Below are 22,776 nucleotides of genomic sequence, written 5' to 3'. Positions count from 1 at the left end.
CGAATGCGCCAGTACTCGCCGGACCTGACCCCGCCCTGGAAGAAGCCCCAGCCCGTGCCGGAGGTCCCCGCGGACCCCGGTCTGGTGGTCGAGGAGCCGCACACCGGCTTCTGCGGCGCGGTGATCCGCTGCGAGGCGGGCACGGTCACCCTGGAGGACCGCTTCGGCAAGCACCGGGTGTTTCCGCTTGAGCCGCAGGGGTTCCTGCTGGAGGGACGCGTGGTGACGCTGGTACGGCCGTCGAAGGCGCCGGCGCGTCCGGCCCGTACGGCGTCGGGTTCGGTGGCCGTCCCCGGCGCACGCGCGCGTGTGGCCCGTGCCGGGCGGATCTATGTGGAGGGCCGCCACGACGCGGAGCTGGTCGAAAGGGTGTGGGGCGACGACCTGCGCATCGAGGGCGTGGTGGTGGAGTACCTGGAGGGCGTGGACGACCTGCCTTCGATCGTCTCGGCCTTCTCTCCCGGCCCGGACGCCCGCCTCGGCGTCCTGGTGGACCATCTGGTCCCCGGCACCAAGGAGTGGCGCATCGCGCAGTCGGTGACGAGCGAACACGCCCTGGTGGTGGGCCACCCGTACATCGACATCTGGCAGGCGGTGAAGCCGGCGTCCCTGGGCATCAGGGAGTGGCCTCGGGTTCCGCACGGCCAGGACTGGAAGGCGGGGGTGTGCAGGGCACTGGGGTGGCCGGAGAACACGGGCGCGGCCTGGCAGGGGATTCTGTCGCGGGTGCGGTCCTACAAGGATCTGGAGCCGGAACTGCTGGGCCGAGTGGAGGAGTTGATCGACTTCGTCACGGCCAGCGGTGGGGCTTGATTGCCTGGTAGGTCACGATTTCCCCCCGGAGGAGCTCGGCCTTGTATCCCTCGGGAACCTCGAGGTTCTCGAAGAACGCCACGACGTCGGTGGTCATCGGTCGGTCCATCACAGCGGTCATCTCCGCAGTCCTCCGGTTTCCGCCACCGTCAATTACGGCAGCAGCGTACGAACCAGGTCAGGGACCGAACCGCCGTCCCGCACCGATTCACCCGCCGGAGTGATCAGTCCACCAGGTCCCGCACCACCGCGTCCGCCAGCAGCCGCCCCCGCAGCGTCAGAACGGCCCGCCCCTCCGCGTAGGCCCCCTCCTGCAGCAGCCCCTCCGCGAGCGCGCGGCGGGAAGCCGCCAGCCCCTGCTCCCGCAGCAGGGACAGCGGCGCGCCCTCCCGCAGCCGCAGCTCCAGCAGGATGCGCTCCACCCGGCGGTCCTCGTCCGACAGGACCTCACGCCCGGCGCCCGGTGACCGTCCCGCCGCCAGTGCCGCCGCGTACGCGCCCGGGTGCTTCACGTTCCACCAGCGCACCCCGCCCACATGGCTGTGGGCGCCCGGGCCCGCGCCCCACCAGTCGGCGCCGCGCCAGTACAGCTCGTTGTGCAGGCAGCGGCCGGCCTCGGAGGTGGCCCAGTTGGATACCTCGTACCAGTCGAAGCCCGCCGCGGACAGGGTCTCCTCGGCGATCAGGTAGCGGTCGGCGTGCACGTCGTCGTCGGTCATGGGGACCTCGCCGCGGCGGATGCGTCGTGCGAGCTGGGTGCCCTCCTCGACGATCAGGGCGTATGCGGAGATGTGGTCCGGGCCCGCGCCCAGCGCGGCGTCCAGCGACGCCCGCCAGTCGTCGTCCGACTCCCCCGGCGTGCCGTAGATCAGGTCCAGGTTCACATGCTCGAAGCCCGCCGCGCGTGCCTCGGCCACGCAGGCCTCGGGGCGGCCGGGGGTGTGCGTGCGGTCGAGGATCTTCAGGACATGCTGCTTCGCGCTCTGCATGCCGAAGGAGATCCGGTTGAAGCCGCCCTCCCGGAGGGTGGCCAGGTACCGCTCGTCCACCGACTCCGGGTTCGCCTCCGTTGTGACCTCCGCGTCGTCCGCGAGGCCGAACTCGTCGCGGATCGCCCCCAGCATCCGTACCAGGTCGTCCGCGGCCAGCAGTGTCGGCGTACCGCCCCCGACGAAGACCGTGCGGACCTCGCGCGGGTCGTCGCCGAGCACCTTGCGGGCCAGGCGGATCTCGTCGGTCAGCATCTGCGCGTAGTTGTCGCGGGACGCCAGCACCCCGCCGGTGCCGCGCAGCTCCGTCGCCGTGTACGTGTTGAAGTCGCAGTAGCCGCAGCGCGTCGCGCAGTACGGCACATGGAGGTAGAACCCGAGAGGGCGATCGGCGGCCCCGGCCAGGGCGTGCGCGGGCAGGGCCCCGTCGTCGGGGACGGGCTCGCCGTCGGGAAGTGCGGAAGGCATGTCCTCCATTGTCCCGTACCGCCCGGGCTCCCCGTCGTGCTCATTCCGCCCGCAGCACCAGCAGTGCCAGATCGTCCTCCGGTGGCTTCGCCCCGAACTCGTGCACCAGCCTCCGGATCCGCTCCGCGATCAGCGGCGCGCTCAGCCCGGCGCAGCCGGCGAGGGCCGTCGCCAGCCCGTCCCCGTCGTCGAACTGGCGCGGGCCGTTGCGTCGCTCGGTCACGCCGTCCGTGACGCACAGGAGCGTGTCGGCGGGGTGCAGCTCAAACGTCTGGCATGTGTACGTCACGTCCTCGACGACCCCGAGGAGGGTCTGCGGCTGTGCCACGGTCCGTACGTCACCGTCCGGGCCCAGCAGCAGCGGCAGGGGATGCCCGGCGGCGGCGACCGTGCAGCGCACCCCGCCGTCGAAGGGGACCAGCTCGCCGTAGAGCAGGGAGAGGAAGCGGGCGTGGGGGCCGTCGTCGGCGAACGGCACCGGGGCACCCGCCGTGACCAGCGCCCGCGCCGCCGCGTCCGAGGCCTCCGTCGCGTCGTCCAGCAGGAGCTGGTTGAGGCGGTCCAGGACGTCGGGCACCGCATAGCCCTCGCGGGCCAGCAGCCGCAGCCAGGGCCGGGCGAGCCCGATCACGACCGCCGCCTCCGGACCCTTGCCCTGGACGTCGCCGAGCGCGAAGCACCAGCGTCCGCGGCCGGCCGGGAACAGGTCGTAGAAGTCACCGCTCGGCCCGCCCTGGTCGCGGGGCTCGTACACGAGCGCGCTGCTCACCCCGGGGATCTCGGCGACCGCGCCGGGCAGCAGCCCGCGCTGCAGCACCCGGCTGATGGTGGCCTGGCGCGCGTACTGCCGGGCCGCTCCGATGGCCAGCGCCACCCGTCGGCTGAGGTCCTCGAGGAGCCCGGTGACCTCGTCGGGTAAGCGCGACAGCCCGGCCCGTCCGATGACGAGCGTGCCCAGCGGCCGACCCCCGGCGATCAGCCGGTAGGCGAGCGCGGCCCCGATGTCGCCCCGCGGACCCAGCGCCTCGCCCGGCCAGGGCACGGGCACCGCCTGGGAGCCCACCGACTCGGGCAGCCGGGGCGGGTCCTTCTCCAGGGCCCGGCGCAGTTCCTCGATGCGGTTCTCGCTGCCGTGCCAGACACGGGCGAGCCGCGGGCCGCCGGCCACCGCCGCCTCGGGCCCGTGCCAGCCGGTCACCTCGTCCTCCAGCCACACCGCGCACCAGTCCGCGAGCCGCGGTACGAGCAGCTGTCCGGTGAGCGCGGCGACCAAGTCCTCGTCGAGCTGTCCGGCGAGCAGATCGGAGGCCTCGGCCAGGAAGGAGAGGGCGCCGTGACCCCGCCCGTCCCGGTCCCGTGCGCCGTACCGGGGTCCGGTGAACGCGAAGGGTTCGAACGCGAGCGACTCGGCGGCGTCCGGCCCGTGCTCCAGGGCGCCGCCGCCCGCGTACGCCTCGATCTCCTCCTCGGCGTCCAGGGCTCCGTCGAGGGGCAGCCTCGCCCAGACGGTCTTGGCGCCGGTGCGATACGTGATCCCCCAGGCTGCGGAGAGCATGGAGACGAGCCGCAGGCCGCGCCCGTACTCCGGTATGCCGTAGGGGTGTTCGGTGCTCTCCTCCCGTACCGCCCGCGCGGGATGGTGGTCGCAGACCTCGATGACGAGGCCGGCCGGTTGGTCGCCCGCTTCCTCCAGTCGGCAGACCAGGTCGACGTCCGTGCCCGCGTGCACAACGGCATTGGTGACGAGTTCGCTGGTGACGAGCAGGGCGTCGTCCATCAGGCGCTCGGTGAAGGTGTCAGGCTCGGCGAGGTGGGCCCATCCGGTGAGGGCGTCGTGCACGAGACGGCGGGCGGCGCCGGGCGCGAGCGGGCCGCCGAACAGCGTCGTACGCACCACCGCGCGCCGGCCCGTCCCTTCGTGCGCGGGCGTGCCAGGGGTACGGGAGGCGGTCTCCCGTGGCGTTGGAATGGCCCCCATCGACAGCTCCCCGAGCAGTGCGCACGCATACGACTCTGACGATGGGGACAGGTTGGCAGACCGGCCGCGCCCATGAGCGCCGAGTCGGCGAAGTGGACCGCCGTGGGTGAAAACCGTGCTATTGAGGTGCTCGAAGCCGGACGGATTCGACCACCGGGATCCGCGGACCTTGAGCCCCGGCAGGCGGCGTTCGCCCCGGAGGCCAGCGGATCCCAGGCGCCCCTACGCCTCGCGCGTGCCCGCGTACATCTCGTCGATCAGGTGCTTGTACTCGCGCTCCACCACCGGCCGCTTCAGCTTCAGGCTCGGCGTGACCTCACCGTGCTCCACGTCGAGGTCGCGCGGCAGGAGGCGGAACTTCTTGATGGTCTGCCAGCGCTGGAGTCCCTGGTTGAGCTGCCCGACGTACTTTCCGACCATCTCCACCGTGGCGGGCGCGGCGACGACCTCCGCGTACGGCTTGCCCTCCAGGCCGTTCTCCTTCGCCCACTCCAGGAGGGACACCTCGTCGAGGGCGATCAGCGCGGTGCAGTAGTTCCGGTCGGCGCCGTGCACAAGGATGTTGGAGACGTACGGACACACCGCCTTGAACTGGCCTTCGACCTCGGCGGGCGCGATGTACTTGCCGCCGGAGGTTTTGATGAGGTCCTTCTTGCGGTCGGTGATGCGCAGGTACCCGTCGGGCGACAGCTCGCCGATGTCACCGGTGTGGAACCAGCCGTCGGACTCCAGCACCTCGGCGGTCTTCTCCGGCAGCCCGTGGTAGCCCTGCATGATGCCGGGGCCGCGCAGCAGGATCTCGCCGTCGTCCGCGATGCGCACCTCGGTGCCGGGCAGCGGCTTGCCGACCGTGCCGGTGCGGTAGGCCTCGCCGGGGTTCACGAAGGAGGCGGCGGAGGACTCCGTGAGTCCGTACCCCTCCAGGATGTGGATACCGGCGCCGGCGAAGAAGTAGCCGATCTCGGGCGCGAGGGCGGCGGAGCCGGAGATACAGGCGCGCAGTCTGCCGCCGAAGGCCTCGCGGATCTTGGCGTAGACGAGCGCGTCGGCGGTCCTGTGCTTGACGGCGAGGCCGAAGGGCACGGAGCGGCTGCCGGTGCGCCGGAAGTTGTCCTGCGTGACCTTGGCGTACTCGCGCGCGACCTCGGCCGCCCACTGGAAGATCTTGTACTTGGCGGCGCCGCCGGCCCGCGCCTTGGCCGCGACCCCGTTGTAGACCTTCTCGAAGATGCGCGGCACGGCCGCCATATACGTCGGCTGGACGACCGGCAGATTCTCGATGATCTTGTCGACGCGGCCGTCGACGGCGGTGACGTGGCCGATCTCGATCTGGCCGGAGGTGAGCACCTTACCGAAGACGTGTGCGAGCGGCAGCCAGAGGTACTGCACGTCGTCGGCACTGAGCAGGCCGGTGGCGGCGATCGCCTTGGCCATGTACGACCAGTTGTCGTGCGGCAGACGCACGCCCTTGGGACGGCCGGTGGTGCCGGAGGTGTAGATCAGGGTGGCGAGCTGGTCGCTGGTGATCGCTCCGACCCGCTCCTTGATCAGCTCTGGGTGCTCCTCCAGATACGCGGCGCCCCGGGTCTCCAGCTCGGCGAGGGTGAGCACCCGGTCACCGGTCTCGACATCCTTCGGGTCGATCACCACGACATGGGTCAGCTCGGACAGTTCGTCGCGCTTCTCCTGCACCTTGGCGAGCTGCTCGGCGTTCTCCGCGATGAGCACCTTGCTCCCGGAGTCGGCGAGGATGAACGCGCACTCGTCGGCGTTCGTCTGCGGGTAGACCGTCGTCGTGGCCGCACCGGCGCACAGGATGCCCAGGTCGGCGAGGATCCACTCGACCCGGGTCGAGGAGGCCAGCGCCACCCGCTGCTCCGGCTGAACGCCCAGCTCGATCAGTCCGGCCGCGACCGCGTAGACCCGCTCGGCGGCCTGCGCCCAGCTCAGCGACTTCCAGTCGTCCGGGCCCGCACCGGCGGCAGGGGGCACGGGGTAGCGGTAGGCCTCGGCGTCCGGTGTGGCCGCCACGCGCTCCAGGAAGAGGGCCGCCACGGACGGCGGACGGTTCTCGATCAAAGTCTGTGTGTCGCTCACGACATCCTCCGGGGCCCGCGACGGTGCGGCTGGCTGCTCGTTTCGGCTGTATTTTCTCGCGGGCACTTGTTTAACTCGCGAGTAACTAATGGAGCAGAGATCAGGGTAGAGCCCGACCGGCCGGTGTGTAAGGGGCGGCGGGCCGTCGCTTCCTCCAGGAGTGAGCGGACCATACACAGGGGCCCGCCGCACTTTCGCACGACGGGCCCCTGTTCCACCCGGCTCGACCCGGGTGACAAGCGGTTACTTCTTGCCCTTGCTCGCCCCTGCGCTGTCATCGCTGGAGAGCACGGCGATGAAGGCCTCCTGCGGGACTTCCACAGAACCCACCATCTTCATCCGCTTCTTGCCCTCCTTCTGCTTCTCCAGCAGCTTCCGCTTGCGGGAGATGTCACCGCCGTAGCACTTGGCGAGGACGTCCTTGCGGATGGCGCGGATGGTTTCGCGGGCGATCACCCGGGAGCCGACGGCGGCCTGCACCGGCACCTCGAAGTTCTGCCGCGGGATGAGTTCCTTCAGCTTGGCGACGAGCCGTACGCCGTATGCGTACGCCTGGTCCTTGTGGGTGATCGCGGAGAAGGCGTCGACCTTGTCGCCGTGCAGCAGGATGTCCACCTTGACCAGGCTGGAGGACTGCTCACCGGTCGGCTCGTAGTCGAGGGAGGCGTACCCGCGGGTCTTGGACTTCAGCTGGTCGAAGAAGTCGAAGACGATCTCGGCGAGCGGGAGGGTGTAGCGGATCTCGACGCGGTCCTCGGAGAGGTAGTCCATGCCGAGGAGGGTGCCGCGACGGGTCTGGCACAGCTCCATGATCGCGCCGATGAACTCGGTGGGCGCGAGGATCGTGGCCCGGACGACCGGCTCGTACACCTCGGCGATCTTCCCCTCGGGGAACTCGCTCGGGTTCGTGACCGTGATCTCTTCGCCGTCCTCCATGATCACGCGGTAGACCACGTTCGGCGCGGTGGCGATCAGGTCGAGCCCGAACTCGCGCTCCAGTCGCTCGCGGACCACATCGAGGTGGAGCAGGCCGAGGAAGCCGACGCGGAAGCCGAAGCCGAGGGCGGCGGAGGTCTCCGGCTCGTAGACGAGCGCGGCATCGTTGAGCTGGAGCTTGTCGAGGGCCTCGCGCAGGTCGGGGTAGTCGGAGCCGTCGAGCGGATACAGGCCCGAGAAGACCATCGGCTTCGGGTCCTTGTACCCGCCCAGGGGATCCTCGGCGCCCTTGTGCAGGCTGGTGATCGTGTCACCGACCTTGGACTGGCGGACGTCCTTCACGCCGGTGATGAGGTAGCCCACCTCGCCGACGCCGAGCCCGTCGGCCGGGAGCATCTCGGGCGAGCTGACGCCGATCTCCAGCAGCTCATGGGTCGCGTTGGTGGACATCATCCTGATGCGTTCACGCTTGTTGAGCTGTCCGTCGACCACACGGACGTAGGTGACCACGCCCCGGTAGGAGTCGTACACGGAGTCGAAGATCATCGCGCGGGCTGGTGCGTCCGCGACGCCGACGGGGGCCGGGATCTGCTCGACGGCCTTGTCGAGCAGCGCCTCGACGCCCAGGCCGGTCTTGGCCGACACCTTGAGCACGTCGTCCGGCTCGCAGCCCACCAGGTTGGCGAGCTCCTCGGCGAACTTCTCCGGCTGCGCCGCCGGCAGGTCGATCTTGTTGAGGACGGGGATGATGGTGAGGTCGTTCTCCATCGCCAGGTAGAGGTTGGCGAGGGTCTGGGCCTCGATGCCCTGGGCGGCGTCGACGAGGAGGATGGTCCCCTCGCAGGCGGCGAGCGAGCGCGAGACCTCGTAGGTGAAGTCGACGTGCCCCGGGGTGTCGATCATGTTGAGGATGTGCGTGTTGCCCGGGTCGTGGGTCGGGGCCCACGGCAGACGCACCGCCTGGGATTTGATCGTGATGCCGCGCTCGCGCTCGATGTCCATGCGGTCGAGGTACTGAGCACGCATCTGCCGCTGCTCGACGACGCCGGTCAGCTGGAGCATCCGGTCGGCGAGCGTGGACTTGCCGTGGTCGATGTGCGCGATGATGCAGAAGTTGCGGATCAGCGCCGGGTCGGTACGGCTCGGCTCGGGCACATGGCTAGGGATCGCGGGCACGCAGGGTCCTGATTCTTGAGGCGTCCGCAGTCTCTGCGGTCTCGGGTCGGATCTATACGTAGCTTCCATGGTCCCACGCGCGAGAGGCTGCGACCGGTTTGGGCGGCCCGAAAGGCGGCTGGTAGCCTGGACCACTGTGTCTCATGCCCTCTCGGCGCGAGGCACATCTGAAGAAATCACCGGCGCGGGAGACGGTCAGTCTCGCGTGCCTGAACCTGTAAAGGCTCATTCGTGGCGAACATCAAGTCCCAGATCAAGCGGAACAAGACGAACGAGAAGGCGCGCCTGCGCAACAAGGCCGTCAAGTCCTCGCTCAAGACCGCGATCCGCAAGGCTCGTGAGGCCGCTGCCGCGGGTGACGTCGAGAAGGCCACCGAGCTCCAGCGCGTCGCCGCGCGTCAGCTCGACAAGGCCGTCTCGAAGGGCGTCATCCACAAGAACTCGGCTGCCAACAAGAAGTCGGCGCTGGCCACGAAGGTCGCGTCCCTCAAGGGCTGACACTTGATTTGACGCCGGAGGGAACCGAGCGGGCCCTCTCTCATCCGCTCCCATCCGGCACCCGGGGTTCGTACGCGGCCTGCGTTCGCAAGCCTGGGAAAGTTGCATACCCAACCGCAAGGGATACCCCCGAGCCCTCTACCTCGGACTGCGGACAGACCACACAGTCGCCACGCTGTGACAACGCCCCCGGACCCACTCCGGGGGCGCTGCTGTGTCTGCCTGTGGGAAGACGCCGAAGCCCCGCCTACCACGGGAAGAGATAGGCGGGGCTTCTGCCGCTCCGCACCCCGCAGGCGGGTGCGGGCTCGGCGCTATCGGGCGGCGCCTCGTCCCTGGCCAAGTAGTCGGCCGGGGCACTACTGCGGAGACGGGTCAGGCGCTGAACGCGCCCGCCTTCACGCCGTGGAGGAAGGCGCCCCATGCCGTGTCCGAGGCGAAGGTCGCACCACGGGGGCGGTCCTTAGTGTCCCGGAAGTGCGCGCCGGCGCCCGTCTTAGCGACCTCGACGCAGGCGCCGTTACCGCCGCTGTACGAGGACGTACGCCAGTCAAGGGTGTTGCTCTCGTGCATTGCTGTACCTTTCGATTGGTTCTTTGATCTACCGGTGCACCTCGCAACGGGGCGCGCCGGAAGTCCTCAGCGGCCGAGGCCAGTGGGGTAGGTTCGGGGGTGCTCGACCTCCGGCGGTCGCTCGCAAAGAGGCGTGTGCAGGTGGATGTCCGACCCGCCTGCGCTCCCCCCTAGCATCGGCTCCGTGATGTATTCCTCGTCGTCCCGGATCGGCTTGTCGCAGCGTGCGCAGATCATCGGCGTGCCTCCGATACGAGGCGCCGCACTTCCAGTGCGAGGCGGCGCAGGTCCCGGCGGATCTCACACACGGTGGGGTCGTCGGCGCACTGTTCGCACGTCCCTGCGTGGTTCGCGTATTCGGTGCGGACCGCCACACGCACGCATCGGGCGCAGCCACGCGGAAACCAGCGGGTGACCTGCCCGGCGAAATTGCCGGACCGCTGGCCGAGGTCGACGGCGTCGGCGTTGCTCAGTTCGTCCTCGCACCACACGCACGCGGCGCCGCGTACCTGCTCAGGGGTGCGGGTGCCGACGGCGGGCAGTGCAAGGCGAGTTGCCGCCCTGGTGCGTTGATCGAGTGTCTCCGTATCGTGTGCCATGTCGTCGCTCCCTGTCGTAGCGTCGGCCATGCCCCCGGGCCGTTCGCAGCGGTCGCGGGGGTCCACTTTTGTCCGGAGTGTAACCGTGGCGCGGGGTAGCGCGCTATGGGAGTGGATGCATTTCCGTACATCGCGTGACGCGCTATCCGGTGCCACTGTGTGATGCATGATCGAGTTTGAGCCGGACGCGCCGAGGTGGCGGCAGATCGCTGACGTGCTGCGGGCCCGCATAGAGGACGGGACCTATCCGCCCCGTACGCGCGTGCCGTCGCTTGTGCAGATCACGGCCGAATTCGGCGTCGCCTCGGCGACCGCGCAGAAGGCATTGCGCGCGCTGCGCGAGCAGGGGGTCACCTACACAGAACAGGGCCTCGGATCGTTCGTGTCGCCCCGTAGCGGAGACGACGAAACGCCCCCCGCGCGGCCCTCGTAGGCCGTGCGGGGGGCGGGGTGGTTCAGCGGGCGGAAGCCTGTCAGACGTCGAACCCAAGCGCCCTCATGCGGCGCCGGTACGCCTTGCCATGGTCCCCGTTGCAGAATCGGCGCACTCGCCCGCACCCGGGCGTCTGACGCAGCTCCGTACCGCAGTGCCCGCAGGTGACGGTCTCGCTCTTCGCTGGCTGCCCAAGCATGGTTCCTCCTGAGTGAAGTCATAGGGACGCCCCGCGGCCATGTCGGATCCGCGGGGCGTGAAGTAGGGAGTGTGCGGGCCGCCCCGTCATGGCGACGAGGCGGCGCAGGTGTGCGTCAGACGAGGCGACCGTCATTGATGGCGCGTGCGGTAGCTTCCTCCCGCACGATGACCCGATGGTCGACGATGTCTGTGATCTCGCGTGTGCCTAGATAGGTGTGGTTCTCGACGACGACGTTCGGCGTCGAAGCGCCGCTCTTGGCCGCTCGGATGTCGGACCACTGCTGCGACGTCATAACGGGCTCCGGGCGCCCTGTGCCGTTGGCAACGAGGTTCAGCCCCTTCGGTAGGTAGCCCCCGCTGTCGAACCACGTCGGCGCGACACGCCCGCCCAGTGCGTAGCCCTTCGGGGGAAGGTTGGCGTTCGCTTGCTGGACGTTCGCGATGTTCCCGTAGCGGCTGACGATGTACCGAATCGACGCCGCCACGTTCGCCACCGGGTCCAAGATCCCCTTACTCCGCAGCGACGCCGGTACATACGCGTTGAACGTCGAGGGGATCGTCTGAGTCAATCCTTGCGACGGATGGCCGGCGCGAGCATTGCTGTCCCAGTCGTTCCGGGCGTTCGCGTTCCAGCCGCTCTCACGCATGATCAGGGTATTCATCCCACGCAACCAAGCGTCCACGGTGCCAGGCGGGGGCACGTGTGCTGCCGCCATGGCGGCAGTGATGATCGACTTCCGCTGGCCTGTGGGGATGACGCCGCCGATGTTGCCACCGCCTCCGCTTCCGCCGGAGAACGTCACAGCGTCGACGATCTTGTCCTTCAGGCCGGACGCCATCTTGACGGGAATCGCCGTGAGTACCTTGCCCATCTGAGCGACGCCGAGATGCTTCTTGACGTTGTCGAGGATGGGTTTCACGAGCCGGTTCCACACCTTTGATGGGTGTGCGATCAGATCTCCGGCCGTCTTCGCCCAGTCGATGCCCTTCGATACGGCTCCGCCGACAGTCTTCTTCGTCCAATTCCAGGCGTCGCCGACGATGCCACCGCCCGCGAATCGCGGGACGCCAGGCAACTCGCCTGTGCGGTTGAGATGATCGAGGTTGCCGTATCCGATCTTCCTGGCACTAGACGTTCGCAGGACGAATTCTCCTGGCATGAGCCACGCCCGGACACTGTCTTTGCCGGGAGTTCCCCCGAAGACTGGGCCACCGTCGGCAAACTTCGGCGTCTCGTCGAGGAGCTTTGGCGCCTTCGGGAGTTTCGGCAGTCCTACGAACTCCGCGATCTTGTCCCAGACGGCTTTAATGCCGTGCGTGTAGACGGCGTCAATCACGAAGTTGATCGGCTTACTAGCGATCCCCGCGATCTTATCCCAGGCGCTCTTGATGCCCTTCGTCGCGTCGATGAACGCGCCGACGAGCTTATCTGAAAGTGTGGTTCCCCACCCTGGAACTGTCTTCATGAAGAAGTCCCGGATAGGGAAGAGGACTTTACTCTTCAGCCATCGCCACGCATCGGAAATACCGCTTGTTATCTGGTCCCAGTGCTTGATGATGCCGACAGCAGCCAGGCCGATCGGTCCCGTCAGTGCGCCCAGGATCCATGGCCAGTTCTTCCTAACCCAGTCCAGTACCGCCTGGAAGGTGCGCGGGATGGTCTTGGTGAAGAGGTTGACGAACGGTCCGGCGAACCAGTCCCGGACCGACATCGCAGCCTTCTGGATCGCTCCCCAGACTGCCCCGACGGCGTCACGGAACCACTCGCAGTTCTTCCACAGAGCGAGGATGGCCAGGACAACACCACCAATGGCTATGGCGATCCAACCCCACGGCCCGAGACCCATGATGACGTTGAAGGCCGCCATTGCACCGTTCACGGCGAGTTGCCATATGGCCCATAGCCTCGTAACCACGAACAGCCCGTACACGAGCGGCACTAACCCCGGCAGGTTCGTCGCCATCAATCCGACCGATTGGGCAATACCGCCGATCACCTGAAGCAGTGGGCCGGAGAGCGGTGACAGTGCTGCCCCGATCGCCAGGAACGCGCCCGCGATATCGCCGATGGTCCGCGCGAATAGTGGGCCATTCTCCTTGACGTACTGGAGGAACCGCTCGAACTCCGGTGAGCCCTTTAGATTAGCGCCCCAGTTGGCGAAGCGCTTCGTTATGCGCTGCATCGTCGCCGCAATACCGTCCATGTGCGGGAGGAATGCGTCGACAATTCCGGCCATGCCCTTAAGGACGTTTCCGAACGCTACGCCGAGTCCGACGATTGCGGGCTTTGCACTGGCGTTGATGTCCTTTTTGAAGCCCCGCCAAAACGGCGTTTTCAATTCGGCCGAAGCCTTGTCCATGAGGACACCCACGGCATCTGCTGCCGCCCGGACGAGCGGTGTCAGGCCCGGGAGCGACGCCTTCGCCCCGTCCACGCCCCTCGTGAAGAGCGGCAGTACGTCAGGTTGGAGCGACGCTGACCAGTCCTTGAATGCTCTCGTCAGACCCTTCGGACCGGCGATGGAGTCGTACAACCTGCGCTGTTCCGGCGTCAGCTTCGCGAGCGCCTCGCGGTACGCGTCGGTCTTGGACGCTGCCTTCTGCGTGGTGTCGATGCTCGACAGGCGAGCCGACTGGACTCCCCGCTCTGCGGACTTGATGGAGTCCGCGGCCTGGACCTGGACGTCGGACGCGTTCCGGACGGCGTCAGAGAGGGCACGCTGAGCGTCCGCCTGCCCCCGAAGGGCGTCGGACACCCTGCGCTGAGCATCCTCGACGGACTTCGCGGCCTCGACTTGGACGCGAGCCGCGTTGCGCTGTGCGTCGGCAACGGCCTTCGCCTCGTCCGCGACCTTCTGCTGAGCGTCCTTCAGTCGGTCATGGGCCTTCTTTACCTGGTCGCTCCCCTCGACGCCTGCAGCCTTGGCCGCTTTGGCGTCTTGCTGGAGCTTCTCGTAAGCCTTCGACTGCTCTTTTTGGGCTTGGACGGCTTGGTCGTAACCGAGTTGTGCGCGCTCTAGGTCCAGCTCGTTCGCTTTGCCGACGTTGTATTGAGCCCTGACCCTGTTGAGTTCCTGCTCAGCCTCCGCGACGCGGAGAGCGGCGTCACGCTGGGAGAGCTTGCCGTCAGTCAGCTTGTCGTCGAGTGCCGCGAGCTGCTCGGCAGCGTCCTTCCGCGCCTGCGTGAGGTCAACCTCCGCCTGCGTCGCAGCCTTCTTTGCGTCCGTCAGGGACCGCTCTGCGCGCTCGACGGCTTCCGCGGCCTGGCGGCGCTGGTCCGCGGCACGCCGGGCAGCGTCGACTACAGCGGCTTCGGCATCCTTGACGCGCTGCTTGGCGTCGACGATGCCCCGCTCTGCGTCCTCGATCTGCCGATTAGCCTGCGCGATGGACCGCGCGGCCTGTCGGTGGGCGGAGGCTAGAGACTGCTGAGCAGACTCCATCTGAAGTGCGGCCTGAGCGCCACGCTTAGATGCGGCAGCGCTGTTGTCCGTCGCGCTTGCCGACTCCTTGTCCGCGGCGCTCTTGGCCTGGATAGCTTCAGTGACGCCCTTCACAGCGGGGATTGCCGCCAGGGCCAGGGCTCCCACGCCGGCGCCTGCTGCCGTCGCTGCCGCGAGGATGGCGCCGATACCGGCTGCAGCAATGGGGATTACGGGAATGGCTGCGACGCCACCAAGCGCGATTGCGAGTGAACGCAATGCCACCATGGCGCGTGCGGTATCGACGTCAACACGGACGTGAACGTCGTCGTTATCGACGTCGTTTATGGCTCTTTGGATGTCCGCCAATGCAGCACGCGCCGCAGCCGTATCAACACGGACGTTTACGTCGGGATGTTGCGCGCCCAAATGGCGCAACGCTGCATCGATTTCCGTTACTTCGGCGAGCGCTGCGCCGGCGTCGATATCGAGGCCGATTGCCTTACCGGACAACGTCTGAAGGCGGGCGCGCAAACGGTCGAGGTCAGCGTTTAGCCCGGTGTCACCGAGCCGGACGTCAGCGCGAGGGAGGGAGCGAAACGCCTCCTCCAATTTCCGCTTGACGGCCCGACCAAAGGCCCCACCAACTTGCCCGCCTTCACGCGTGGCGGACGCCTGCGCACGGCGTCCACCTGCGGTTACAGCGTCGGGGATGGCGACGGTGATATTCCGCGACATCGCTTCGCCGAAGCGGCGTCCTGCCTCCTCACCGACACGATCGGCGATAGGAAGAACCTGCGTCTTCAACTTGGTGTGGAACTGCGGGAGGATCGGGACGATATCAACCGCAGCCGTCCCGACGATATCGAGATCCCCGGCCATCAAACGCCCCCGTTCTCTGCGTCAACGCCCGTTGGGGTGGTGAAAAACGTCATGTCGTTCGGGTGATCGCGGAGGTTGAGAAGTTCGCCGACGTGGTAAAGCCGTTGCGAGTGCCGTTGAACGTCGGGGGAGTCGTCGAGTCTGGCCGTTTCCACGGCATTTGCATGCCACGCGGCGCAGGCATTACTACAGAACTCAGATAGTTCGAGTCCTCCGGATTCTGTCAGCGCCGGCAGAGGCGCGAACCGGCATCCGGGACGGAGGCAGTTCGTTTGGTCAATCGTCATATTGCGCTCCAGGGAACACGAAAGCCCCGGGGAGATTCCCCGGGGCCGGTGTAACGCTTTTTAGGGCTCTGACCTGCGGTTTTCAGTGGTCGAAAGTTGGTCTCTCGCGTGCCGCATCTTCGTCCGTCGGACACGATCCGCCTCGTCCGCGACGCGGGAGGACCCTGGCGGGGGGCGTCAGAAGGCGTCTGAAGGGCGTTCCGAGGGCGCTTCGCGACCTATCCGCGTCGCAGATGCGGGGCGAGGCCCAGCACGCTTACGGTGAGCGAGGGACCGAGGAGGGGGTTATATGCCTGGGTATGTCCGTATTTCTGAGGCTGCTACTGCCGTCGGACGTGCCACGGCGCGCCCAACTCGTCGCGCCACACAGGCCGGCTCACGGGGCCGCAGAGCTGAGCGACGCGGGCGCGCAGGTGGTGCGTGCTGTCGTCGAGCGACAACGCGTATTCATCGCGAGCACATCGCCAACGCACAGAAGCACGGATCATCGCGTCTGCCTCGCTCAGTGCCTCCAGCTCCGCCGTGGTCAACCACTCCTCAACCACGGCAGGCGCGAGGAGGCGAGGCGGACACGCGAACTCCGGGATCTCACCAGTCCGCGTGTCCACGCCGCGCGCCTCGTCGCGCATGCGCTGTGCGCGCTGCTGACGTCGGCCCATCAGTCCGGCCTCACGGCGTCGGGCGGGTCACCGATCAGCCAGCGCATCCGTTCCATTGCCGCTGGCGTAAGGCCCAGGTCGTTCATCAACGCCCGCTGTTCGCCGATTAGTTGGGCGCTCACGCGTCCTCCGCGCAGGATCGTCGACGTCGCAACGACGAGTGCCGCAACGGCGGGGAACACGCTGTCGTCCCAGACGGACCCGTGGGGTGAACCCCAGAGTTCCCGCCAGTGCTGCTCTTCAGCGGGGGACCAGTCACGTCCCGGAGGAAGCGGGGGCGGCTCGTCCTGGCAACCATCGGGCGGCAGATAGCGAATAGGGCGCTCGTCGACCTTGTGACGGGAACGAGGGGCGTTCGGCTGTGGCCGTGGTCCTGGTCTTCCGCGATGCGGCATCAGCCCTGCCCGATTCCGTTAAGGTGACCCTTCGACTTGACAGGCACCATGCTTCCTCCAGTAATGGGGTATGTTTTAAAGGCCGTTGGTGCGCCGACGGATTAGCGGGGCGGGAGTTCGCCACCCGCCCGCGCCGGACCACGCCGCGACCCACGTGGACGCTCGCAGGCCGCGAGCCGCAACCGCACTCATCCGCGGTGAGTTCACGCGCGTCTCGTCCCACCGCATTCCGCGAAGGATCTTCGGTGGGATCGCTCATCATCAGCGCTCTTGACACGCTTACTACGGTCGTCGTGACCGTTCTCGCTACGCACCTAACCGATGCCGTTTGGCGTCGCGTACGTCTGTGGTGGGCTAGGCGCCGGAGCGCCTAGCGCTCCATTTCGTAACCGCGCTCCTGAAACGGGTTGCGGGCGTCACTGGCCGTCTGACGTCGCTCGGGGCGTCGCCCGTCGTCGTCCAGGCCGTGACGCTCGCGGTATCGCGCGGCGCCTCCGGTGGAGGTCCGTGCGCCGTTACTCGACACGTCGACTCCGCGGGCGCCACCCGATCGGGAAACGGGCGCCGGCGGGGTGAACTCGGTAAGGAAGGCGTCAGCGTCCACGCTGAGTTCCTCGCGCGTCTCGCCGCGCAGCCGCGCGCACATCTCCGGCGTCAGGCCCTTCGGCTCGCCGGCCGCGAGCTGTTCGGGGGTCGGTTCGTTCATTGCTGCTCCGGGTTCAGTAGGAAAGGACGGGCGTACGTTCGGCACCCGTCGGCTTCGGGGCGGGCGGCTCAGGGATCGTCGTCTCCCGCGGGGAGTAGTCGACGAGCGGTCCGGCGTCGTCGTAGACGACGGAGCCCGTCGAGTCCACGACGGCCGCCTCCAGGTCTTCGAAGGACGTCGGGACGTACCCGGCGCCGCTCCGGGCGAGCCACACGAGGTATTCGATGGAGTACGTCTGAGACCGCATCACGTCCACGATGTGCGGCGGAACGTGGTCCAGGCGCACACCCTGAATCTCGCCGTGGCCGTCGCGGATCCACAGCCGCATACGCGCCCGCTCGTCTTCTCCCGCGACGGAACGGAGCACGCTCCACTGCGCCTCGCGAACGTTGCGGAAGTCCCCCAGAAGCCCCGTAAGGCGCCTCCAGGCATCCAGGACATCCACACCCGCCTCGATGGCCTGTTCGGCGCTCGTGACGTCGCCCAGGATCTCCCCGGCGTCCTTTGCGGCCTCCAGGGTCTCCGTCAGCCGACCACCAAGGTGCGTCAGTACGTCGGCCGACAGGGCGTCGCGCAGGTCTTCGGCTGTGGCCTTCGTGAGGTCTTCCAGGCGACGCAGAGCGAGCGCCTCCGCCTCCCATGCGACGGCGTCAGCGTGTGCCTTGGCGGCCCTCTTGGCGTAGTCCGTGGGCCACTTACCCGCGGCCGTGAACGTCGCTATGGCGTCGTCCTGGACGGCCGCCAGAGCCTCCGCAGGCGTCTGCCCACGGGGGAAGTCACGGCGCAGCTTGACGGCCGCCTCGTGGCGCTCCTGTGCCGTCGCTACTTCAGGGACCGTCGCCCAAGCTGCGGTGAGTTCGGGGTTATCGGTGTCTCGCATGATCATTCCTCCGTGTCTGGGCATGAAGAAGGCCCCTGCCCGGAGTGGGCAAGGGCCTTGAAGTGAGCCGCACGCGCGGCGTAGCGCTCGCGCATACGTTGGCGTGTTGGTTCGGGGTTCCGGGCGTACTCCTCACGGCGCTTCCGGTTCCAGCACCCGGTGCAGTGAGGACGTGTACCGCCTCGCCCCATCGGATCGGCTGGGAAGAAGTCCAATGTGTGCGGAAAGACTTCGCCACATGTGAGGCACGGCCGTGATCCACGGCTGGGCACGTCGAGCGCGCGCATGGTTCTCCGTCCGTTCTTCGGTCATATCGTTCGAATCAATGGCAAAAGGATGGGGCTCCCGCCCGTGGAGTGGCGGCGCGGAGCGACACGGCCCACAGAGGGGAGGCCAGTGCTCGACGCGCTCCCTGCGGGACACAGGCGGGAGCCCTACGGCGTGACGTCGGAGGAGAGAGCGACGTCACGCGTCGCGAGGGTCTTCAACGGCAGGCATTATGGCGGCCGGAGACTCCCGGATGCGGCGAGGAGGGGGGCGCCTCGTCGCGTGAATTACGCCCCCCTCCATAACTACCTGTACGTGCGCACAGCGTCAGGCGGCGTCGCCCTCAGCCGCTCGTGCTGCACGCATCCGTTCCCGGTTGGCCGCCCGGCGTCGCTCCGCGGAGCACGCTTCGCCGCAAAGCCGTCGCCACTTCCGGCGCTGCGAGGTGAACCGGCGCTGCGTGAACGCCTGTCCGCACTCGATGCACGGGCCGGACCACGTCTTGACGTCGCCGACGACGGTCACCCGTCCTCCGTCGACGTCCCACGTCCGCCCCTCCGTCGCCTCGGCCTGTCGCGCGGCGAACGCCGCAGCTATCTCGGGATCGACGGTCACGGCTACCTCATGGACGACGGGGGGTACGACGTCGATTTCCCGTCCCGTCGGCCGACGACGCTGCGGGCGGTCGGGGTCATCGTCGTCGTACATGGCGTCACTCCAGTCTTCCCACGCCCGCTCCCCGCGCTCCTCATCGGTCAGGTCTTCGAGCGGGTCACGGCCGGAGAGCCCTTTCCACGGCATGCGGCCGGGCGAGACGTACGCCCCGCTCTCCTCCAACTCCCGTACGAAGTGCTCTTCTTCCAGAGCTTCGCACCCCCGCCTCGTGGGACGTCGCGCAGGTCCGCTGAATTCGTCAGTCATCCTTGTTCCCCATTCGCCGGCAAGCCGCGCGGATGCGTCGGCTTACACAGGGGTTATGGGGGAATCGGAGGCAGATGTTTGGTCCGACGTCGCAGGCCGGTAACCATCACGCTGCGTAGCGACGGGCGGGGCAGAGCGTCTCGAAGCCACAGACGGGCCGCTGCGACCCTTTCGCGTGTTCGGTGGACTCAGAGACCGGGGCGACCTTTAAAGGCGCCAGACGGCCGCCTGAGGGCCTCTCGTGGCGTCGTCCGTCTACGTCGCCTCCCACGCCCTCCGTCAGGGGTGCGCCGACGTCGCCGAAGAGGCTGTGGTCGAAGTGTCAGACTAACTGCAACTTTCCTTCTCCTTCTAACGCGTCTAGAGAGAGATTGGGATAGGGGGTCAGCTTGACCCTTCTGGCCAAAACCCCAGGTCATGGGGAGGGTCCAATTTGACACTCGATCAAACCTGGAATCGGACATAAAGGATTCACGCCACGGATAACGGGATCAGGCCACCTCGACGAGGCGCCGGAGGGTCGAATCTGCCACGGGGACGAGGCGCCGGACGCGACGAGGCGGGCCGCCAGGTTGCCCCGTTGGCCCGCCGCTCGTCACGCTCGGTCACTTCTTCCCTTGGCGCTCCGCCTCCTCCGCGATCTTCCGGCGCAGGTACCTCGCGTTCCAGCCGACGTACTCCGGCTCCTCGTCGAGCGCTCCGCGTACCGTGATGCGCGCCCAAAGGGCACGGTCCACGATGCGACAGTCGCCGTCGACGTCGAGCGCCTCGAAAACGGCCTCCAGCAGCGCCCGCAGGTCCGCAGCTTCGTTGCTCATGCCGCCACCGCCACGGTGCGTGTAGCGGCGACACGGGCAGCCTCAGCGGCACAGGGAGCGCACACGGATGTCGTCCACGTGTTGCCGACGAGGACCGGCGCCGCGTCGTCGTACTCCCCACAATGCCCACACCGCGTGTCGATGCTGTACGCGTACAGCATGTCGGCGTCGATGACGCACATGTCGGCTTCCTGCGCCTCGATTCCGAGGACGACAGAGGAGACGCTGTCGAGCCATGTGTCCGCGAGCACCACTCCGGCGAAGTTCTTGACGTCGTAGTCGCGGCCGACAGCCACTTTCGCGGGGAGCTGGAGACGGTCGGCGACGTCACTGGCGAAGGCGGTGAGATCCTCGCGAGCGACGGGGGACGAGGCGTCGCCGACGACGAGGACGACGCCGGACGTGTCGCCGGAACGCTCGTCGTTGGGCTGCGCGGGCGTGAGGGTCGTGAAGTCGGTGTGTGTCATTCTGGAGCCTCCAGCGATGGAAACGAAGGGCCCGTGCATCCGCCAAGATCTCGCGGGCCCTTCGTCTTGCTTGCGTCGGGGTGTGGCTACACCTTAGGAGGTGTGGCCACACCTCCGCAACCCCTTCGGTGTGGCTACACCTCTGCTACCGTTCTGCCATGCCCAACCAACCGAAGACGCCCGTTAGCCGCTTCCGAATCGACGCGGAGCTGTGGCAGGCGTTCGGGGACGCCGTGCCCGACGACACGGACCGCTCAGACGTCCTCCGACGCTTCGTCGCGTACTACTGCCGACGGCCAGGCGCCAAGCTCCCGGAACGCCCTCCAGCCGGCCCGTGGAGCAAGGCACCGTAGACGCGAGAGAGCCCCGGAAGCTGACCTCCGGGGCTCTCAACAGTTCTATCCAGCCGCGACCTTAGAGGCTCTCCTGATAGGCCACGTCGGCAAGCGCGTCGTCCTCCGGGGCAACGTGCGTGCCGATCTCCATCCGGAGCCGCTCCCCTACCGGCTGCCTCACGCGGTCCATGTTGCGCATGTAGATCTTCACGCCCGCGTCCATGAGCATCTGAAGGCGGACGGGCCCCCAGTCGGTCTCTGCCCAGTCATGTCCCCACGTCCGGTCAAGCTCAACGGTGCGACGTTGGGGAGGGATGTACGGCGTCTTCTCCAACTCCGCCAGCTTGTCGGAAAGTCCGTTCAACTGGTTTGCCCCAACGTCCGCAGCAACCCCGCGGAGCTTCGGCAGTTGGGCCATCAGGGACTTGATGTCGGCACTCAGTTCCGCAATGGCAGGGCGGTTGTCCACACCCGCCGTGGTGACGACCTCCGTACGCCGGAGGCGGCCGAGACGCTCCACGAACTCTGTGTCGACCCACTTCAGGGTCTCCTCGAAGTCGATGCTCGGCTTCGGGACCCCGTCGGGGTGGTGGGCACCCTTGCAGGCGAAGAGATGGCGCTTGCGGGCGCCCGTGACACCGTCCAGGCCATCCCCGAGCCCGAGCGCCTCCCAGAGCGCCGTCAGTTCGTCGACGCGCAACTTCCCGGAGTGGAACGTGACGTCGTCGCCGGATGCCACGGCCACCTCCGCCTCCGCACGGGCCACCTTCCGCGTGGCGTTGACGACGGCCGCCGTACGCCCGGGGACTGTGACGGTAAGCCTCTCTGCGGCGTCGTCGTGGACGTAGGGCAACCCGGAGCGCTTCACGGCGTCGACGATGGCCCGCCCATAGGGGCGGAGCTTTTTCCGACTGATCACCCAATGGTGGTACGCGTTCACGTCGCAGTGCTCGCACTGGAGAACCCCCAAGAGCGGGTGACCGTCCTTACGCTTCGGCCTACCAGCATCCGGGCGCGACAGATCCGCGAGCGCCGTTTGCAGCTTGTACCACGTGTCGTCGTCCACTAGGGCTTCGCCGGCCTTCACCGGGCTCCCCTGCGCGTCACGGACGACGGTTCCGTCCTCGCGAACCTGGTAGCCGCGGAGGAACTGAGAGCGGAGAATGTCGCGGATCGTGGTGTCGTTCCACTTGCTTTCAGGGTCGCGGTCGCGAGGCGGCGTAGCGAGGCGGGCACGGTGGTTCTTCGGCGTGATGGCCTTGATCTCAGTCAGGTGGTCACGGATGGCTGCGTAGCCCTTCCCCTCGATCGCCAAGGCCACCATCTCCATGACGTGCTGCCACGTCGTGTCGACGTCGCGCCCGAGCCACCACCCTTCGTTTCCGTCGCTGAAGGTCTTCCGGACGGGGATGGTGCCGTACGGGATGATTCCTCCGGCCCACCGTCCGAGGGACTGGAGATGCGCGGCGGCGCCTTTGTTGCGCTCCATGATCGTCTGGCCTTCGAGCTGGGCGGCGAACGCCAGAATCAACATGATCAGCTCTGACATGGGCGACGAGAAGTCCAGCTCCAGCCGGCCGCCTCCGGGTCCACTGGCGAAGATCAGTCGCTTTCCGTGCTTCTTTGCGTAGCGCCCTAAGTCCGCCATGTCGCCCATGCTGCGGACCGCACGGTCCATTCTTTGGAAGATCATCGCGTCCCACTCCGCTGGATTGTCGAGCCAGTAGCGGAGTTGCTCGCGTTCCCACGGCGTCGTTTTCAGTGCAGAGATGTCCGTGTCGTTTGCCCACCCGACTACTTCGCCTCCGATAGCACGGGCGCCCTCATAGATGAATTCGGTCTGCACTTCGGGCGACGTCGACGCGTCGGTGTACTTGCTCAGTCGCACGGAGCCCACGACGCGGAGGCGTCCGGGTGGCGGCTCGTCGACTACCTCTTGCCCCGGGTGGAGCTTGAATGGGTTTGCCATGTTGGGA

19 protein-coding genes are annotated in these 22,776 nt (G+C 67.7%); 4 read left to right on the top strand and 15 right to left on the bottom strand.

The genetic code is table 11. The features are described 5' to 3' along the window. The first annotated feature begins 3 nt into the window (after window positions 1-3). Window positions 4-813 (top strand): DUF3097 domain-containing protein, encoded by an 810-nt coding sequence (locus BIV24_RS17165; RefSeq protein WP_071367200.1) that lies wholly within the window; start codon window positions 4-6, stop codon window positions 811-813. On the opposite strand, the gene BIV24_RS33905 is transcribed toward BIV24_RS17165, so the two are convergent. From BIV24_RS33905 to lepA, 5 genes are all read right to left on the bottom strand, one after another. Next, a complete protein-coding gene (locus BIV24_RS33905) occupies window positions 791-934 on the bottom strand; it encodes a hypothetical protein (protein WP_425442571.1) in 144 nt (47 codons plus the stop codon). The two genes, BIV24_RS17165 and BIV24_RS33905, sit on opposite strands and share 23 nt — an antisense overlap. A 103-nt stretch (window positions 935-1,037) precedes the next feature. Beyond that, a complete protein-coding gene (gene hemW / locus BIV24_RS17160; protein WP_071367289.1) occupies window positions 1,038-2,270 on the bottom strand; it encodes a radical SAM family heme chaperone HemW in 1,233 nt (410 codons plus the stop codon). Window positions 2,271-2,310: 40 nt separating this feature from the next. Next, window positions 2,311-4,248 (bottom strand): SpoIIE family protein phosphatase, encoded by a 1,938-nt coding sequence (locus tag BIV24_RS17155; protein ID WP_071367199.1) that lies wholly within the window; start codon window positions 4,246-4,248, stop codon window positions 2,311-2,313. A 222-nt stretch (window positions 4,249-4,470) separates the two neighbouring features. Continuing rightward, on the bottom strand, window positions 4,471-6,345 hold the full coding sequence (locus tag BIV24_RS17150) for an AMP-dependent synthetase/ligase (protein ID WP_071367198.1): 1,875 nt from the start codon (window positions 6,343-6,345) through the stop codon (window positions 4,471-4,473). 243 nt (window positions 6,346-6,588) lie between these two features. Further along, the gene (gene lepA / locus BIV24_RS17145; RefSeq protein ID WP_071367197.1) at window positions 6,589-8,457 is read right to left on the bottom strand and encodes a translation elongation factor 4; all 1,869 of its coding nucleotides are present in this window, start codon (window positions 8,455-8,457) and stop codon (window positions 6,589-6,591) included. A gap of 231 nt (window positions 8,458-8,688) precedes the next feature. Here lepA and rpsT point away from each other — a divergent pair, with 231 nt between their 5' ends. After that, window positions 8,689-8,955: a 30S ribosomal protein S20 gene (gene rpsT, locus BIV24_RS17140; protein WP_071367196.1), complete on the top strand. Its 267-nt coding sequence runs from the start codon at window positions 8,689-8,691 to the stop codon at window positions 8,953-8,955. A 375-nt stretch (window positions 8,956-9,330) separates the two neighbouring features. On the opposite strand, the gene BIV24_RS17135 is transcribed toward rpsT, so the two are convergent. Both BIV24_RS17135 and BIV24_RS17130 read right to left on the bottom strand, forming a co-directional pair. Continuing rightward, window positions 9,331-9,528, bottom strand: coding sequence for a DUF397 domain-containing protein (locus tag BIV24_RS17135; protein ID WP_071367195.1), 198 nt, complete (start codon window positions 9,526-9,528; stop codon window positions 9,331-9,333). A gap of 233 nt (window positions 9,529-9,761) precedes the next feature. Then, window positions 9,762-10,127 carry a hypothetical protein gene (locus BIV24_RS17130; RefSeq protein WP_071367194.1) on the bottom strand — a complete coding sequence of 122 codons (366 nt, stop codon included), beginning with the start codon at window positions 10,125-10,127 and terminating at the stop codon, window positions 9,762-9,764. A 166-nt stretch (window positions 10,128-10,293) separates the two neighbouring features. On the opposite strand from BIV24_RS17130, the gene BIV24_RS17125 reads away from it, so the two are divergent. Continuing rightward, window positions 10,294-10,560 carry a GntR family transcriptional regulator gene (locus BIV24_RS17125; protein WP_071367193.1) on the top strand — a complete coding sequence of 89 codons (267 nt, stop codon included), beginning with the start codon at window positions 10,294-10,296 and terminating at the stop codon, window positions 10,558-10,560. A gap of 314 nt (window positions 10,561-10,874) precedes the next feature. On the opposite strand, the gene BIV24_RS17120 is transcribed toward BIV24_RS17125, so the two are convergent. The 7 genes from BIV24_RS17120 to BIV24_RS34455 form a co-directional block, all read right to left on the bottom strand. Beyond that, window positions 10,875-15,065 (bottom strand): transglycosylase SLT domain-containing protein, encoded by a 4,191-nt coding sequence (locus BIV24_RS17120; protein ID WP_079168327.1) that lies wholly within the window; start codon window positions 15,063-15,065, stop codon window positions 10,875-10,877. A gap of 945 nt (window positions 15,066-16,010) precedes the next feature. Beyond that, a complete protein-coding gene (locus tag BIV24_RS36665) occupies window positions 16,011-16,406 on the bottom strand; it encodes a phage terminase small subunit (RefSeq protein WP_483883275.1) in 396 nt (131 codons plus the stop codon). 370 nt (window positions 16,407-16,776) lie between these two features. Next, the gene (locus BIV24_RS17105; protein ID WP_071367189.1) at window positions 16,777-17,112 is read right to left on the bottom strand and encodes a hypothetical protein; all 336 of its coding nucleotides are present in this window, start codon (window positions 17,110-17,112) and stop codon (window positions 16,777-16,779) included. A 13-nt stretch (window positions 17,113-17,125) separates the two neighbouring features. Next, window positions 17,126-17,992 (bottom strand): hypothetical protein, encoded by an 867-nt coding sequence (locus BIV24_RS17100; RefSeq protein WP_143064619.1) that lies wholly within the window; start codon window positions 17,990-17,992, stop codon window positions 17,126-17,128. Window positions 17,993-18,586: 594 nt separating this feature from the next. Then, window positions 18,587-19,180 carry a hypothetical protein gene (locus tag BIV24_RS17095; protein ID WP_143064618.1) on the bottom strand — a complete coding sequence of 198 codons (594 nt, stop codon included), beginning with the start codon at window positions 19,178-19,180 and terminating at the stop codon, window positions 18,587-18,589. A 605-nt stretch (window positions 19,181-19,785) separates the two neighbouring features. Next, window positions 19,786-19,998, bottom strand: a complete 213-nt coding sequence (locus BIV24_RS17090; RefSeq protein WP_071367186.1) for a hypothetical protein — start codon at window positions 19,996-19,998, stop codon at window positions 19,786-19,788. Continuing rightward, entirely contained in the window at window positions 19,995-20,465 is a 471-nt protein-coding gene (locus BIV24_RS34455) for a hypothetical protein (RefSeq protein WP_071367185.1), read from the bottom strand. The genes BIV24_RS17090 and BIV24_RS34455 overlap by 4 nt, the downstream gene beginning before the upstream one ends. Window positions 20,466-20,623: 158 nt before the next feature. Between BIV24_RS34455 and BIV24_RS33900 the strand changes: the two genes are divergently transcribed. Then, window positions 20,624-20,818: a hypothetical protein gene (locus BIV24_RS33900; RefSeq protein ID WP_143064617.1), complete on the top strand. Its 195-nt coding sequence runs from the start codon at window positions 20,624-20,626 to the stop codon at window positions 20,816-20,818. Between the two features lie 61 nt (window positions 20,819-20,879). On the opposite strand, the gene BIV24_RS17080 is transcribed toward BIV24_RS33900, so the two are convergent. After that, window positions 20,880-22,769: a recombinase family protein gene (locus BIV24_RS17080; protein WP_079168326.1), complete on the bottom strand. Its 1,890-nt coding sequence runs from the start codon at window positions 22,767-22,769 to the stop codon at window positions 20,880-20,882. Window positions 22,770-22,776: the final 7 nt, after the last annotated feature.

The sequence above is a fragment of the Streptomyces colonosanans genome, from assembly GCF_001866645.1.
GTDB classification, from domain to species: domain Bacteria; phylum Actinomycetota; class Actinomycetes; order Streptomycetales; family Streptomycetaceae; genus Streptomyces; species Streptomyces colonosanans.
Note: the sequence above shows the minus strand (reverse complement) of the source record. Positions and strands in the feature narration are given on the sequence as shown.